Source organism: Desulfopila aestuarii DSM 18488, from assembly GCF_900143695.1.
Classification (GTDB): Bacteria; Desulfobacterota; Desulfobulbia; order Desulfobulbales; family Desulfocapsaceae; genus Desulfopila; species Desulfopila aestuarii.
Map to the genome: position 1 here is coordinate 21,767 of NZ_FRFE01000019.1, position 16,225 is coordinate 37,991.

A 16,225-nucleotide genomic window follows, 5' to 3' on the forward strand; every position below is an offset into this window, starting at 1 on the left:
TATGTCTGCAGGTTTTACTCATCTTCACGTCCACACCCAGTATAGTCTTTTAGATGGCGCCATCCGTCTCCCCGACCTGTTCAAGAAGTGCAAGGAATACGGGATGGAGAGCGTCGCCATCACTGACCACGGCGCTATGTTCGGCGCACTGGAATTTTATACCAAGGCCAAAAAATCAGATATCAAGCCTATTGTCGGCTGCGAACTCTATATCGCTCCAGCAGATCGTCGGGAAAAAGGCCAGGTCGACGGCCAGATCGCCTACCATATCGTCTTGTTGGCAATGAACATTACCGGCTACCAGAACCTGATGAAGCTGGCGAGTATCGCTCAGCACGAGGGTTTCTACTACAAGCCGCGTATCGACATGGAGACCCTCATCGAGCATAACGAGGGCATTATCGCCCTCACCGCCTGTCTCCATGGCCAGGTTCCGTATCTCATCGGCAAAAAGGACATGGACGGTGCCCGGGCCAAGACCCGTGAGCTGCTCGATATCTTCGGTGACCGGCTCTATTTCGAAATCCAGGAAAACGGCATTCCGGAACAGACCCCAGTCAACAAAGGATTGATGAAACTCGCTAAGGAGTTCGGCATCAAACTCGTTGCCACCAATGATTGCCACTACCTGAACCGCGAAGAAGCGCATGCCCATGAGGTGTTGCTCTGTATCCAGACCGGCAAGACTATCAACGACCCCAAACGATTCCGTTTCTCCACTGACGAGTTCTATTTCAAATCGCCGGACGAGATGAAGAAGGCCTTCGCCTACTGCCCGGAAGCCATTGCCAACACTCAGGAAGTGGCGGATCGCTGCAACCTTGAGATAGATTTCGGCAACTACTATTTCCCCGACTTTCCTGTCGTGGAAGGGGAAACCCTCGATTCGATGTTCACCAAAGCCTGCCAGGTGGGGCTGAAAAAGCGCTTTGCCAAGATGCGTGAACTGGGAAAACTCACCCCTGAAATCGAAAAGCAGTATCGGGAACGGCTCGATGTGGAGATGGATGTCATTATCACCATGGGTTTTCCCGGCTATTTCCTGATCGTTGCTGACTTCATCAACTGGGCACTGGACCAGGGTATCCCTGTCGGCCCTGGCCGTGGCTCCGGTGCGGGCAGCCTTGCGGCCTATTGCATGGGTATCACCAACCTCGACCCCATCCCCCATGGGCTCATCTTCGAACGTTTTTTGAACATCGAACGAAAATCGATGCCCGACTTCGATATCGACTTCTGCATGGACCGCCGCGGCGAAGTCATCGATTACGTCCGTAAAAAATACGGCGGAGCGAAGTACGTGGCCCAGATTGTTACCTACGGGACAATGAAGGCACGTGGTGTTATCCGCGATGTGGGCCGCGCACTCGACATACCTTTTTCCGAGGTGGACAAAATCGCCAAGCTGGTACCAGAACAGCTGAAGATGACCATCAAAAAGGCGCTGGATGAAGAGCCTCGTCTGCAGGAGGCGGCCAACCGCGATCCCCGGATACAGGAGCTGATCACTGTATCGAAAACGCTTGAGGGCCTCGCTCGTCATACCGGGACCCATGCCGCCGGCGTGGTCGTTTCGCCCGGGCCGATGACCCAGTATCTGCCCACTTGCCGAGGTACCAACGAGGAGACAGTCACTCAGTATGACATGAAGCATACCGAGATGACCGGACTCATCAAGTTCGACTTTCTTGGCCTGAAGACCCTTACCGTCATCGATAAAGCGGTCAAGCACGTCAAGTCGGATATCGGTATCGAGCTCGATATTGATACCATCCCACTGGACGACTCCAAGACCTTCAAGCTGCTTTGCGACGGCGATGCCCTTGGTATCTTTCAGCTGGAGAGTTCAGGTATGCGCGAGCTGCTGGTGAAGATGGCACCCGAGCAGTTCAGTGACCTTGTTGCCCTGGTCGCCCTCTACCGGCCCGGACCGCTTGACTCGGGCATGGTCGACGACTTCGTCGAGACCAAGCACGGCCGGGCCACCGCCAACTATCCGCTGCCACAGATCAAGCCTGTACTGGAAGAGACCTACGGGGTTATCGTCTACCAGGAGCAGGTCATGAAAATCGCTAACATCCTGGCCAATTACTCGCTGGGCGACGCCGACATCCTGCGCCGGGCCATGGGCAAGAAGATTCCCGAGGTCATGGACGAGGAGAAGGTCAAGTTCATGAAGGGGGCGCGGGAAAACAAGATCGACGAAAAGAAGGCCGAGTATATCTTCGACCTGATGGCCAAGTTCGCCGGCTACGGCTTCAATAAGTCGCACTCGGCCGCCTACGCCCTGGTCTCCTACCAGACCGCCTACCTGAAGGCCCACTATCCTGCCCAGTTTATGGCAGCCCTCCTCTCCTGTGATATGACCAACACCGACAAGGTGGTGATGTATATCAATGAGTGCAGGGAGCATGACATTGAGGTGTTGCCGCCGGATATCAATGAGAGCTTCAAGGACTTCACGGTTGTGAACGACCGCATCCGGTTTGGTCTGGCAGCTGTGAAGAATGTTGGCGAATCGGCGCTCGATTCCATTATTGAGGAGAGGGAACAAAACGGCAAGTACAGCTCGCTATCCAACTTCTGCAACCGGGTGGACTCCCGCCGGGTCAATTCACGGGTTATCGAGGCACTGATCAAATCGGGGTCAATGGACTCCATGGGATGCAAGCGTTCACAGTACATGGCGGTGCTCGACAAGGCCATGGAACAGGCCAAGGCGGTACAGCGCGATCTGCAGAGCGGCCAGATGTCGCTATTTGCCGTGGCGCCGGAGACTGAGCAAAAGGCGGAGATCAACGAGATCCTGATGCCGGATATCGACGAATGGGATGAACGCACCCGCCTTGCCCGGGAGAAAGAGACCGTCGGTTTCTACATCACCGGCCATCCTCTGGACGATGCCATGCCCGAGATCAAAACCATCACCGACAGCGATATCCATAATCTTGCTGAATGGGGGGATGAACAGCCGGTCCGCTTTGGCGGGTTAATCCGCAGCTGCAAGTACCATAAGAGCAAAAAAGGCGACCCCATGGCCTTTCTTACCGTCGAGGACATTCTCGAAGCAGTCGAGGTGGTGGTCTTCCCGAGTGCTTACACCCAGTGCGAACATATCCTTTCCTCCACTGACCCGGTGATTGTCTGCGGCACCGTCCAGCAGGATGAACGGGGCCCGAAGATCATCGCCGAAACCATCGACAGCTTGCCGGAAGCGCGTGAGAAATATACCGAGAAGGTCAAGGTTCGGCTTGATTCGGACAAGATCAGCAGAAAGCAGATTGAAGCAGTAAAGAAGACCCTCTACCAGTTTCACGGCTCCTGCCCGTTACTACTCACCCTCCACTATCCGGGAAGAGGCGAGGTCGATATAGAAGTGACCAAAGATCTCACTATCCGGCCTTGCCGCGAACTGAGCGACCGACTCTATGAGATCCTCAATTACAATGCAGTATCATTTAGCAAAAAAGCTGTTTTTATTGCTCCACGCAAGAAAAAATGGGGCAACGGCAACGGTAATGGTAATGGCGGGAACGACAACGGCAGTAATTGAAACCAAGGCGCAGAAACCGTTGGGTGAAAAAAGGTCAGTCCGGATTATGCCGGACTGACCTTTTTAATTTTTACAGCATTTAGTCCTTCCCCTTAATTGCTCGGAAGTATCTTATCAATGCAACGGCCGTTGACCGAAGCTGAGTCCGCACTCCGGGCAGGTAGCATCGTCGCCGGGGGTAAACGCTGAACCACAGGCCGGACAGACTGTACTCAGTGCATTTTCATCAAAAACCGCATCGGCAGTACTAAGATCGTGGCTGGAGATGCCGGTCGAGCGGAGATACTCCTCTTCGAGAATCTGCTGGGCATGCTTGGCATCAGCTAATCTGACCTCCAACTGGAGGTCGGGGCCGCCTCAGCCTTTACGGCAATCGCCCTCTTGACCGGTAAGAAGCGCAGGAATCCGTTCTTTGGCAAGGAGCAACTGATAGGGTTTGAGGTCCCGCAGTTTGCCGCCCTTGATGGCCACCCGCGGCTCCTCCGGACCGATCTCCATGGAACGGCTGAAAAAAGCCTCTGTTTTCTCTTTGGCCTGTGAAAGCTTCTCCGTTCCAGAGATCAACGCGATGTTGCATCCGGCGCAGGTTGTGATATCTGCCCGGTACTCGTCACCGCAGGAAGGACAGTAACACATTTCCGGATCGATACCCAGCTGCTCCGCCACCGGATCTTTTTTCCTGCCTGTATTTTTGCCCAGGCCAAACAGTTTTCTCAGCATGTATCAAAAACCTCTATAGAATATATCTGCTTAAGTCCTGGTCCTGAACAATATCATCCAGCTGGGAACGAACATACTCTCCGGTGACCACAAATTTCTTGTCACTGCGCTCCGAGGCATCAAACGAGAGGGCGTCGAGTACTCGCTCCAGAACGGTATGTAACCTTCGGGCGCCGATCTCTTCGGTTTTCTCGTTAACCTGTACAGCGATGTCGGCCATCGCCTCGATACCGTCGTCAGTAAAGATCAGCTCAATGTCCTCGGTGGCCATCAGCGCTACATACTGTTTTGTCAGAGCATTTTCCGGTTCAGTGAGAATCCGGATAAACTCCTCTTTGCCAAGCGACTGCAACTCAACCCGAATAGGAAAGCGACCCTGCAATTCCGGGATGAGATCAGACGGCTTCGCCACATGAAAAGCACCACTGGCGATAAAAAGGATATGGTCGGTTCGGACCATGCCGTACTTGGTGGAGATGGTGGAGCCTTCCACAATCGGGAGAAGATCACGCTGAACCCCTTCACGTGATACTTCCGGCCCATGACCACCACCTCCGGAACGAGAAGCAATTTTGTCGATCTCATCTAAGAAGATAATACCCGACTCCTCGGTACGCCGGAGAGCCTCTTTTACCACCTTGTCCATGTCCACCAGCCGCTCCATCTCTTCTTTCTTGAGCGCACCGAGAGCATCCTGAATCTTCATTTTGCGGTTTTTCTTCTTTTTCGGGAACATCTTGGAAAAAGCATCCTGCAGGCTGCTCTGCATATCCTCCACCCCAGAAGAACCGGTGACTATCTCGATCATCGGCATCGACTGCGAATCTTTCAGCTGCACTTCCACCTCACGCTCATCGAGCTTGCCGTCGCGCAGCATCTGCCGGAATTTTTCCCTGGTGGAATTTTCCTGAGGCGTCGCCTCAGTGGTCACCGGCATGTTGTAATCCTTGAGGGTAAAAGAGTTGTTTCCCTCCGGGCCGGTCGCCGCAGCAGGAGTTCCTCCTGCTGTCGGCAGCAGCAGATCCAGCAGCCGATCCTCGGCGTTGGCTTCGGCAATCCCCTTAATGCGCTCTTTTTCCTCGTTTTTCACCATGGCTATGGCCAGCTCTACCAGATCACGAACCATGGATTCCACATCCCGGCCAACATAGCCGACCTCGGTAAATTTCGAGGCCTCAACCTTAATAAACGGAGACTGGGCTAACGAGGCCAAGCGCCTGGCAATCTCAGTCTTGCCAACACCGGTGGGGCCGATCATGATGATGTTTTTGGGCATGATCTCTTCACGGAGCGGTGAAGCCACCTGCCGCCTCCGCCACCGGTTGCGAAGCGCAATCGCTACGGACCGCTTCGCGGCACTTTGACCAATGATGTATTTATCCAGTTCTGCCAGTATTTCTTTGGGAGTCAGCGAATCGGTTGTAATCATATCTTCTCAACAACTATGGAATGATTGGTATAGACACAGATAGAGCCTGCAATTTCTAAGGCGGTTCGGGCTATTTCCTCGGCGCCGAGATCACTCTTTTGCACCAGAGCCAGGGCCGCGGCCTGGGCGTATGGCCCACCGGAACCAATGGCTAGAATGCCCTGATCCGGCTCGATGACATCACCGGTGCCGGAAAGAAGGAGCGAATGATCCTTGTCCACGGCGATGATCATGGCCTCAAGACGTCGCAGCATCTTGTCCATCCGCCAGTCCTTGGCCAGTTCTACTGCCGCGCGCATCAGGTTGCCGTTGTATTGTTCCAGCTTCTGTTCCAGTTTTTCAAAAAGGGTAAAGGCATCGGCGGTGGCACCGGCAAAGCCGACAATAACCTTATCTTTATAGAGCCTGCGCACCTTGCGGGCATCATGCTTCATAACAGTGTTGCCGAGCGAGACCTGCCCGTCACCGGCAATGACCACCTCACCTTTGTGGCGGACGGCCAGAATTGTTGTCGATCGTATTTTCATTTCAACCTGATTCCTGGAATGTGTTGTAAGTGTTAATTTTACGGTACTTTTCAATTCACTCCCCTCGTTCATCTCCGGACGACAGCGGATGCGCCTTGTCATAGACATCGGCAAGATGATCGAGAGTTAAATGGGTATAGCGCTGGGTTGTGGAGAGGCTGGCGTGCCCAAGAAGTTCCTGTACTGCACGCAGATCAGCTCCCATCTCCAGCATGTGCGTGGCAAATGAATGCCGCAACGCGTGGGGCGTAACAATCTGGGTAATACCGGCCCTCTCGCCATACATCCGTACCAGACGCTCCACACTGCGACTCGTCAGACGGCTGCCCCTGTTATTTAAAAAGAGCGCCTCGGTAGTTGCAGGTTTTCCTCTGGCAGCCCGCTCGACAATGAGTTGGTGTCGTTGTGGTAGCCATGATTTCAAGGCCTCCAGCGCCGGGCGGCCCACGGGAACAATCCTCTCCTTGTTTCCTTTGCCCCTCACCCTAAGCACTTCAGTTGTGAAATCAAGGTCAGGGATGTCCCTTGAAACAAGTTCGGAAACCCGCATACCGGTTGAGTAGAGCAGCTCAAGCATTGCCTGGTCCCTCAGCATAAACGTATCACGGGAACCGGGTTCTTCAAGAAGAGCAAATGTCTCATCCACGGTGAGGAATACCGGTATGGCCTGCCCGATTTTCGGTCCGGTGATGCCGGATAGCGGATCTACAGTGATAGCGCCTCGCCGCTGCAGAAAACGACAGAAGGTTCTGAGAGCCGAAAGCTTGCGACCTACTGTTGCACTGCTGTTGCGACCATGCAGACTCACAACAAAGGAACGTATCTTCACCGCATCCATCATCTCCAGCCCGGGATTATCACCAAGGTACGCGGCAAACTCGAGTAGGTCACGACTGTAGCCGCTGACGGTGTGTTCAGAATAGCCTTTATCGACGGCAAGCCAACCTGCGAACCGGAGTATTGATTCTTTCATGAAAATCGGATAATTGTCGCCACTTCTTGAAGTTAGATAGTCTAAACATATGAATCCACAACCCCTTGCCAGGCCTCATATAGAAGAAAAATCGGCCTGACAATAGCCGAAATCAACGCTTGCACGGAACTGCCGGGATAGATATACTGTCCTCTTTGTTAAAAACAGCAGTAACCAACGACTCAATGGTGCAATTGAACGCTGTAACGTGGCGTGCATACAGACCTGTTCAGAAGCTCATCATCGTCATGGCCTGCATCACTGCCCAGACGATCGAGGTCACGAATCCTCTTTATCCTACACTGAATTCATGAGGGATTCGACCCTCTTTTACCCGGTAAACCGGACACAACAATGGCGAAAAAAACATTTGAAGCAGCGCTGGCACGTTTGGAAGAGATCACTCAAGAGCTTGAAGAAGGCGACCTGAGCCTTGACAAGAGCCTGAAGAAATTTGACGAAGGCGTGCAGCTTGCAAGATTCTGCAACGAACAGCTGGAAGAAGCACGGGCAAAAGTCGAACTGCTTCTTGAAAAGAACGGTGAAATCGAAGCGGTACCATTTGCCGAGGAAGAACGTGAACATCAAGACCTATCTGAGTGAACAACGCGCCGTTGTTGAAAGTGCACTAGAGCGTTTCATGCTCCCAGCAGAAGGCCCTTTCAAGCCCCATATCGAGGCCATGCGTTACAGTCTTTTTGCCGGCGGTAAACGGGTCCGGCCGATCCTGTGCCTGGCAGCTGGCAGTGCAATTGATGACAGCCGGCAGACATATGAAAATCTCATGCCGGTAAGCTGCGCTCTGGAGTGCATCCACACCTACTCGCTTATTCATGACGATCTGCCCGCAATGGACGACGATGAGCTGCGCCGGGGCAAACCGACCAACCATGTGCTCTATGGCGAAGCCGGTGCAATCCTGGCCGGCGACGGACTGCTTACCTTCGCCTTTCAATTGCTCTCGGATGACACAACTGCCACTCTTGAACCCACCAGCCGGCTGCGCATCATGTCGCTTATTGCCACAGCTGCGGGTTCTCTTGGCATGGTCGGTGGACAGTCACTCGATATCGCATCAGAAAATACAGAGTTTCCCTTTGAAACCCTCAAAACCATTCACCGCAGCAAGACCGGAGCACTGATCACCTGCTCGGTGCAGGCCGGTGCTGTCGCGGCAGGCGCCAATCAGGAACAGTTTTCCCGTCTGACAGAATATGGAGATAACGTCGGCCTTGCCTTTCAGATAGTCGACGACCTGCTGAACGCAACCGCCACCACCGAGCAACTGGGTAAGGCGGCTGGCAGTGATGTGGTACGGGGCAAGGCTACCTACCCTGGATATTTCGGCATAGAAGAGACACGACGCCTGGCGCAGGAGGCGGTAGATCGCGCTATTGCGTCGCTTTCCAGTTTTGATGCCAAGGCCGAGCCTTTACGGGCGATTGCCGAATATATTTACACACGCAGCAACTGAGTTCTTCCAACCTCTGATGCCAACCAGTTTGCAGATCGCACACGGTGTGGTACTCTTTATTTTGGAAATCGGTTTATAGCGTTTTTCGCGTCGGCAGCATTGATTGTCGACCTCTACGTATTGTAATGACATGTTAACCACACTTCTCCAAGATCCGGCCACGTTGCTGTTGCCGAAAGTACACTCTCCCGAAGACATCCGCGACTTTTCCCTGCCGGAGCTGAACCAGCTCGCCCAGGAAATCCGTGACACCATCATCCATACCGTTTCCAGGACCGGCGGCCACCTCGCCCCGAGCCTCGGCGTGGTTGAGTTGACCATAGCCCTGCATTATGTCTTCAATACTCCGGACGACAAGCTGATCTGGGATGTGGGTCATCAATCCTATGCCCACAAACTTCTCACCGGACGGGTGGAACAATTCGCCAGCCTAAGACAGTACAAGGGGATGAGCGGTTTTCCAAAATTCAAGGAAAGCATCTACGACGCCTTTGAAACAGGCCACAGCTCAACCTCCATTTCGGCCGCTCTGGGCATGACGGTCGGCAAGAGCCTTGGGCAGAATGGCAACAAGGCGATTGCCATCATCGGAGACGGTTCGATGACTGCCGGTATGGCGTTTGAAGCGCTCAATCATGCCGGCCACCTGAACAAGGACCTGATCGTCATCCTCAACGACAACGAGATGTCAATCTCCCCCAACGTCGGCGCACTTTCGAGCTTTCTAAGCCGCAAGCTCACAGGCAAAACCATGCGTCGGGTAAAAAACCACATTGAAGAGCGGCTGACGGCACTTTCCAATGTGGGCGAGAACATCCTGAGCGTCCTCAAGAAAAGTGAGGAATCGTTCAAGTCGTTTTTTACGCCGGGTATGCTCTTTGAGGCATTCAAGTTCGACTATATCGGACCAATCATGGGCCACGATTACGAAGAGCTGATCCCCGCCCTGCGCAATGCCCGTGATAACTCCCACGGCCCCACCCTCATTCATATTCTCACCACCAAGGGTAAGGGGTATGAACCGGCGGAAAAAAATCCCGGTCTATATCATGGTGTCGGGCCATTTGATATCGAAACAGGAACACCGCATTCGTCCAACGGGTCTCCAAGTTACACCAGCATCTTTGGCAACACCCTCTGCGACATGGCCGAAAATGATGAACGCATCACCGCCATTTCCGCCGCCATGGTGACCGGCACCGGCCTGGCCGGTTTTGCCAAGAAATATCCAAACCGTTTCTTTGATGTAGGCATCGCTGAGCAGCACGCTGTTACCTTTGCCGCCGGCATGGCCACCGAAGGACTGCGCCCCGTGGTGGCAATTTATTCTACCTTTCTGCAGCGGGCCATGGATCAGATACTGCATGATGTCTGCATTCCCAACCTGCCGGTCACCTTTGCCATCGACCGTGCCGGAGTTGTGGGCGATGACGGACCGACCCATCACGGCGTCTTTGACATCTCGTTTCTTCGCTATATTCCAAACATTGTCCTGATGGCGCCTAAAGACGAAGATGAACTGCGCCATATGCTCTACACCGCCGTGAATTACAATGGACCAACGGCGGTTCGCTACCCCCGGGGAAGCGGAGAAAATGTGGTAATGAAGAAAGAATTACAGCTACTGGAAATAGGCCGTGGTGAACTGCTCGCCGAAGGTGATGATGTGCTGCTTCTGCCGGTTGGCAACAGGGTCTACCCTGCGCTGAACGCGGCCGCAAAGCTTAAAGAAATGGGCTTTCAGGCTGCGGTCATCAACCCGCGCTTTATTAAACCCCTTGACGCCAACCTGATTCTTGAATGGGCACAACGCACTGACAGAGTCGTTACCATAGAGGATGGCGCCATTGCCGGAGGCTTTGGCAGTTCCATACTTGAGCTGCTTGCGACCAGGGGTCTGCATACGGTGCGAACCAGGACACTTGGCTATGCTGATGGTTTTGTCGAACATGGGCCACAGCGGACACTGTGGAAAAATGGCGGTATTGATGTTCCCGCAATTGTCCGAGCAGCCTTGCAGATTATGGACAAAGATCCCAATATTTATCTCTGATGATCTCATGCAAAAGCGATTCACGTCGTTGTGGGTCGAACTTTTGCTTAGCCCGCTTGTATGGCAAAGATGACTTTTTACGAGATCATCATTTCTGACAGGTGCTGTGTTCCCGTTGAACCTCATGAGCTGCTGCTCTTTTTCCAGCCAACCAGATGAAAATTCTTACTGTCGCCGACACCGTCACCGAAAAGCTGCTGGACCGTGACAATCCCCCGCCCGAACTTGCTGGCATAGAGTTCATCATCGGCTGCGGTGATCTGCCACCCGAGTACCTCACCGCACTCCGCTCCATCTACAATGTGCCGCTCTATTACGTGCTCGGTAATCATGACATTCGCTACGATGCTGCACCGCCGGTAGGGTGCCATGCCATCCATCGGCGACTGGTTGTACATCATGGAATAAGGATTGCCGGTTTTTCTGGCAGCCGCTGGTACAACGGCAATGTCAATCAGTACACCGAAAAAGAGATGACCCGCTACATCCGCAGAATGTGGTTTAAATTCTGGCGCACCGGAGTAGATCTCATCGTTACCCATGCACCACCCCGATATATTGGAGACGCCGAGGATCCCTGCCATCGTGGATTTCATGCCTATCATAAGCTGTTGGCCAAAAACAAGCCCCGCTATATGGTGCATGGTCATATTCACAGAATTTTTCAAGATGATGCCGAACGTACGAGCATGTTCGGCACAACTCAGGTAATCAACAGCTATGGCTACTACACCTTCGAAATCGAGCCCGTTTGATTTTATCAACAAGCTGAACCCGTTTGCCCAGAGAAAAGAGAGTGACCAGCTCCAGAGCTTCGGCGATCGACAGGAGAGCGAACAAGCCTACGACTCTGTGGACCGGGGGAACTCCATGGTGCCACTGGACCGCATTGTCGGCAGCGTCGGCCGGTATCGCGATTTCGACAGCCAGTTCAATCCTATCCGTGACACCTCCGGCAACGAACGACTACAAGCTATTTTGAAGAGGATGCGTGAGGGTCGTGCCCTCCCACCGGTATCACTCTACCAGATCAAGGATGACTATTTCATTCTCGACGGTCACCACCGGGTCACAGCAGCCAAAGAGCTGGGTCATACCCACATCAACGCCTGCATCCTTGAGCTGCTGCCGTCCACCGACACTCTTGAAAACAGACTCTACATCGAAAAGACCGAGTTTCGCGACAAAGCCGGTCTGGCCAAAACCATTAATCTCACCGAATTCGGCCAGTTCGCTCACCTTGAATGGCAGATCCGCGAGCACCAAGCCTGGCTCTCAGAAGAAAAACAGCAGGATATCAGCTACAAGAAGGCGGCTGCAGACTGGTATCGCACCATTTATCGACCACTTGCAACCATCATTAACAATAGCGGCCTGGTTAAATCATTTTCTCACCGCACAGTCGATGATCTCTACTTATACATCTCGGTGCACCAATGGGAAAAAGGCAAAGCAAGGAAATACGGGATTGGCGTAGACAAACTTATCCCAAAAGACATGGAGGAGTTTCGGGCCCAGATGGCCGAACACAAGGAACAGGAATACCCGGAAATGCGCCGCGAAATAATGGCCTTTGTCCTCCTTAATGTTGACGGCAAGTATGAACAACGCATCTTCGACAAACTGGTGGCACTGGATGAGGTTCGCGAGGTCCACTCGGTTCACGGCTCCATCGACATTATCGCCAAGATTGTCCTGACCCGCGACCTGCTCTCCTCGGATGCGGAACTGCTCTCCCAGTTTCTGACCAGTACCATCCGGCAATGGAAAGGGGTTCGGGCAACCCAGACTCTCCTGCCAGGGATTGCGATTGATAAAGATAAGAACGGAACGCTACCAGCGGCCTGAAAGCAATCTGGAAAAATGCTCTCCGGCCATTGAATTCTCAGGTCGACTGTTTTTATAAAAAAAAGGGTTGGTGCAAAATTTCTCTTTGCACCAACCCTTTTTGTATTCCACATTGAGGAACTACCAATACACCTGGATCTTGTCTGTCAGCTGACCTTGTAATATTTCTTATACCACTCAACAAACTTACCGATACCGTACTCCAAGGTGGTGCCCGGCTTGTAGTCAAAATCGCGTACCAGATCCTCGACGTTGGCATAGGTGGCGGGGACGTCACCCGGCTGCATGGGGAGGAAATTTTTGTCCGCCTTTTTCCCCAGGCAGTTCTCCAGCACCTCGATATACCTGAGCAGCTTTTCCTTATTATTATTGCCAATATTATAGACCCGCCACGGACAATAGGAGGTAGCCGGATCAGGCTTGTCGCCACTCCAATCGTCATTGGGCTCAGCAATCTTGTAAATTACCCGGTAGACGCCCTCGACAATATCATCAATATACGTAAAATCCCGCTCCATATTACCGTTGTTGAACACATCAATAGGCTCACCGGCAAGAATCGCCTTGGTGAAGAGAAACAACGCCATATCCGGCCGGCCCCATGGCCCATAGACCGTAAAAAACCTGAGCCCAGTTGTCGGTAACCCAAAGAGGTGGCTATAGGTATGAGCCATCAACTCATTCGCCTTCTTGGATGCTGCATAGAGAGATACGGGATGGTCCACGTTATCATGCACTGAAAAAGGCATGTTCGTATTGGCGCCATATACCGAACTGGAAGAGGCGTAAACAAAATGTTTCACCCCCGAGTGGCGGCACCCCTCCAGCAAGTTGACGAAACCGACCAGATTGGTGTCCACGTAGGAGTGTGGGTTGATCAGTGAATAACGCACTCCAGCCTGGGCGGCAAGGTTCACTACCGCATCGAAGCGATGCTCCTGAAACAACCGCGCCATGGCCTCTCGGTCGGCGATATTGATATCCAGATGGGTGAAACGCTCACCCTCAGCCAGGGTTGCCATTCGATCACGCTTGAGCTGCGGATCATAATAGTCGTTAATATTGTCGATGCCCCAGACCTCGGCACCGCTGGCAATAAGTTTTTGACTTAAGTGGGCGCCAATGAAACCAGCCGCACCCGTGATGAGTATCTTCTTCATTTCCTTTCCCAATGAACATTCAAAAAAATCCGGGGTTCCCTTGTAAGGGCAATCCCCGGAATATTGGTAACGCATTTACGATACGACAGCTATCTTATCGCAAGATATTGCTTTCTCATATATACATGGTGCAATCAGTCGTCAAAATTCCCTGCGGGACCAGAATTGACAACCAGCGTTTTCGCCCGTTCAATAATTTTTTCACGGCTCCAGTCAGCCGCATCCTCGACGCGACCAGCTTTTGGTCCGAGATCATAACTTTTAGCTTTCATGAGCAGGTCTTTGGCAATGGTACCAGTACCCTCAGCGTTAAATACGTTTACTAAAAGTGTGTAAACAAAGTCCTCAACCCGCTTGGCCATGCGGTCGCGGATTGTTCTTTCCTGAGCGAGAATTTTGGTCTCGAACGGCAGATTGAGTTTTTTGTAGTCACCGCCCTTGAGGCCCTGTTTGGCGGCGTAGGCTGTCATCTCCGCCCACAGTTCTTCACTTACTCCCTCACCGGGCAATTTATGGAAATTGCCGTCATCATCGCGGATAGCATTGCCATAATCGTTGACCTCAAGCCCCCAACTTACCATCTGCAGCGCTGTGGCGACATTGGCCTTGGTAGTGTATGTGTCACTGGCAATGGCTCGGAGTTTTTCCGAACTGTTGCCGGAAGTTCCATGCTGCGCGCCGGAAACCCTAAACGGCTCCAATGCTTTATGGATCGAGGCAGTCAGCTCCACCTGAATCCCCTGACCACTGGCCTCAAGTCCATGGGTAGTGCCGTTGTTCAAGGCGATCCAGTCTGCAGAAATACCGTAGGCGTTTAAACCTTTGATAAGAAATGAAGCATCATCAACGGTGGACAGCCCTTCAGCGCCTTTAATTTCTCCAACCTCAGTCTCAAGCCCGGCCCAGGAAGGAATCAGGGCGTTCAACTCGATATTGGCCAGCAGGTTTTTGTCATCAGGCATATGTGAGGCATCCACCGCGATCGAGGTAATGCCTGCATCAAACATTGAGGGGAGCTCTATCTTGGCATAGGGGATATCGGCCTCACTCTTGATCCCGTAATGATCAGCGTGGACCGCAACCGGTACGGTAATCCCCAATTCATTGCAAAGAGCATCCACCTGTCGGGCAATATTATAAAAATTTACTGGACAATAACCACACTCCGAACGGGCAATTTCGACGATAATGGCTGCATCGGCCCTCTGTGCCGCCATAAGAGCGCCGCGAATAACAAGGTGACTCCGGCCGTTGGCCGCAATCGTCATTGCCCGCCCTTTGGCGAACATGGCCCGATCGATGACCTTACCACTGACGATCAACGCCTGTGAATGGGGAAAGAGCCTTGCGATATTGGGTGGCCGACCAATCTTCACAACCTTTTTATATTCTTCAGCAAGAATCATGTTCTCCTCCGTTGTTGTCTTCATGTCAGTTGCAGGGACGTTTCACTGCAACACAAAATGACAGACCCACCATAGCAGAACCTTTAGAACGTACACGTCAAATGAACAGATCAAATAATTGAACTTTGGCCACTCGTCGTTCGTTCTTACCAGGTCAGCGGTGGTTACATATTCTTATGTTATACAGTAACTGCAGCTGGAAATCCAGAATCTATAATCGTATTCATGATATTATAATATCTGCATTTTCCAGCAACAGCCTGACATATGAATCAACCACCCTGAAAGTCGACAAACTTTTTCCGGCCAAACAGCCAGACAGCCACCACACTGATCTCATAGAGGATGAGCAGCGGAATCCCCATCATCATCTGGTTGACAACATCTGGAGTGGGAGTGAGTATGGCAGCAATAATGAAATTAATAAGAATTGCATACTTGCGGTTACGGTTGAGAAAAGATGTATCGACAATACCCGCTTTGGCAAGGAAAACCATCAGCATCGGCATTTCAAAAATCACCCCAAAGGCTAGCAGAAGCCGTATTGCCAGGGAGAAATATTCGCTCACGGCCGGCAGCGATGTAAGAAATTCGTTGTTGTAACCGACAAGAAACCGAAAGGCCGGTGGGAAGACCACTAAATACCCGAAGGCGGTGCCACCAATAAAGCAGAAAGTGGAGAGTAGGCTAAACGGCACCAATACCCGTTTTTCGTGCTTATATAGTCCTGGGGCTACAAACCGCCAGATCTGAGAAAAAATCACCGGGCTCGCCAAAAGCAGCCCGCAGACGAGGGCAAGCTTTAGATAAAAAAAAACCCTTCCTGGTAGGATGTGAAGATAAGAGAGGTCCCTTCGGGCAGCACTTCGGTCAACGGCTTGAAAAACCAGCTGCCGATGGGCTTGATAAAGGCGTAGGAGAGACAGAATCCGGCAAAAACGGCAACAAAGGAGACAATCAGGCAGGAGCGCAGCTCTCTGAGGTGTTCAGTCAGCGCCTGACTTTCAAAACTATCTGGTGTATTGTGTTGATCCATAACATTCCGCATGCTGAAAAGAGCCCCTTAACAAAGGGGATAAGAA

At 52.3% G+C, this 16,225-nt stretch carries 14 protein-coding genes; 6 read left to right on the forward strand and 8 right to left on the reverse strand.

Features of this window, described 5'->3' with window-relative positions; genetic code table 11:
- The first annotated feature begins 1 nt into the window (after nt 1).
- Entirely contained in the window at nt 2-3,553 is a 3,552-nt protein-coding gene (gene dnaE / locus BUF15_RS17095; protein WP_073614929.1) for a DNA polymerase III subunit alpha, read from the forward strand.
- A 114-nt stretch (nt 3,554-3,667) separates the two neighbouring features.
- Here dnaE and BUF15_RS28630 read toward each other — a convergent pair whose 3' ends face one another.
- The 4 genes from BUF15_RS28630 to xerA are packed head-to-tail and all read right to left on the reverse strand — an operon-like array spanning nt 3,668 to nt 7,202.
- Nucleotides 3,668-4,273: a zinc ribbon-containing (seleno)protein DG gene (locus BUF15_RS28630; protein WP_419249779.1), complete on the reverse strand. Its 606-nt coding sequence runs from the start codon at nt 4,271-4,273 to the stop codon at nt 3,668-3,670.
- A gap of 13 nt (nt 4,274-4,286) precedes the next feature.
- A complete protein-coding gene (gene hslU / locus BUF15_RS17110; RefSeq protein WP_073614932.1) occupies nt 4,287-5,702 on the reverse strand; it encodes an ATP-dependent protease ATPase subunit HslU in 1,416 nt (471 codons plus the stop codon).
- Nucleotides 5,699-6,229, reverse strand: a complete 531-nt coding sequence (gene hslV, locus BUF15_RS17115) for an ATP-dependent protease subunit HslV (protein ID WP_073614933.1) — start codon at nt 6,227-6,229, stop codon at nt 5,699-5,701. The genes hslU and hslV overlap by 4 nt, the downstream gene beginning before the upstream one ends.
- A gap of 55 nt (nt 6,230-6,284) precedes the next feature.
- Nucleotides 6,285-7,202 carry a site-specific tyrosine recombinase/integron integrase gene (xerA, locus tag BUF15_RS17120; protein ID WP_073614934.1) on the reverse strand — a complete coding sequence of 306 codons (918 nt, stop codon included), beginning with the start codon at nt 7,200-7,202 and terminating at the stop codon, nt 6,285-6,287.
- Between the two features lie 354 nt (nt 7,203-7,556).
- Here xerA and BUF15_RS17125 point away from each other — a divergent pair, with 354 nt between their 5' ends.
- From BUF15_RS17125 to BUF15_RS17145, 5 genes are all read left to right on the forward strand, one after another.
- Nucleotides 7,557-7,805 carry an exodeoxyribonuclease VII small subunit gene (locus BUF15_RS17125; RefSeq protein ID WP_073614935.1) on the forward strand — a complete coding sequence of 83 codons (249 nt, stop codon included), beginning with the start codon at nt 7,557-7,559 and terminating at the stop codon, nt 7,803-7,805.
- Nucleotides 7,780-8,676 (forward strand): polyprenyl synthetase family protein, encoded by an 897-nt coding sequence (locus tag BUF15_RS17130; RefSeq protein ID WP_073614936.1) that lies wholly within the window; start codon nt 7,780-7,782, stop codon nt 8,674-8,676. Before BUF15_RS17125 ends, BUF15_RS17130 begins: the two co-directional genes overlap by 26 nt.
- A 130-nt stretch (nt 8,677-8,806) precedes the next feature.
- Entirely contained in the window at nt 8,807-10,729 is a 1,923-nt protein-coding gene (gene dxs, locus BUF15_RS17135) for a 1-deoxy-D-xylulose-5-phosphate synthase (RefSeq protein ID WP_073614937.1), read from the forward strand.
- Nucleotides 10,730-10,884: 155 nt separating this feature from the next.
- The gene (locus BUF15_RS17140) at nt 10,885-11,484 is read left to right on the forward strand and encodes a metallophosphoesterase family protein (protein WP_073614938.1); all 600 of its coding nucleotides are present in this window, start codon (nt 10,885-10,887) and stop codon (nt 11,482-11,484) included.
- On the forward strand, nt 11,450-12,577 hold the full coding sequence (locus BUF15_RS17145) for an Lrp/AsnC ligand binding domain-containing protein (protein ID WP_084554124.1): 1,128 nt from the start codon (nt 11,450-11,452) through the stop codon (nt 12,575-12,577). Before BUF15_RS17140 ends, BUF15_RS17145 begins: the two co-directional genes overlap by 35 nt.
- Nucleotides 12,578-12,723: 146 nt before the next feature.
- Here BUF15_RS17145 and BUF15_RS17150 read toward each other — a convergent pair whose 3' ends face one another.
- The 4 genes from BUF15_RS17150 to BUF15_RS26840 form a co-directional block, all read right to left on the reverse strand.
- Nucleotides 12,724-13,737: an NAD-dependent epimerase gene (locus BUF15_RS17150; protein ID WP_073614939.1), complete on the reverse strand. Its 1,014-nt coding sequence runs from the start codon at nt 13,735-13,737 to the stop codon at nt 12,724-12,726.
- Nucleotides 13,738-13,871: 134 nt separating this feature from the next.
- Entirely contained in the window at nt 13,872-15,143 is a 1,272-nt protein-coding gene (locus BUF15_RS17155; RefSeq protein ID WP_073614940.1) for a class II fructose-bisphosphate aldolase, read from the reverse strand.
- A gap of 272 nt (nt 15,144-15,415) precedes the next feature.
- Nucleotides 15,416-16,033, reverse strand: coding sequence for a twin-arginine translocase subunit TatC (tatC, locus tag BUF15_RS17160; protein ID WP_143170756.1), 618 nt, complete (start codon nt 16,031-16,033; stop codon nt 15,416-15,418).
- A complete protein-coding gene (locus BUF15_RS26840; protein WP_234981206.1) occupies nt 15,946-16,179 on the reverse strand; it encodes a twin-arginine translocase subunit TatC in 234 nt (77 codons plus the stop codon). The genes tatC and BUF15_RS26840 overlap by 88 nt, the downstream gene beginning before the upstream one ends.
- Between the last annotated feature and the right edge of the window lie 46 nt (nt 16,180-16,225).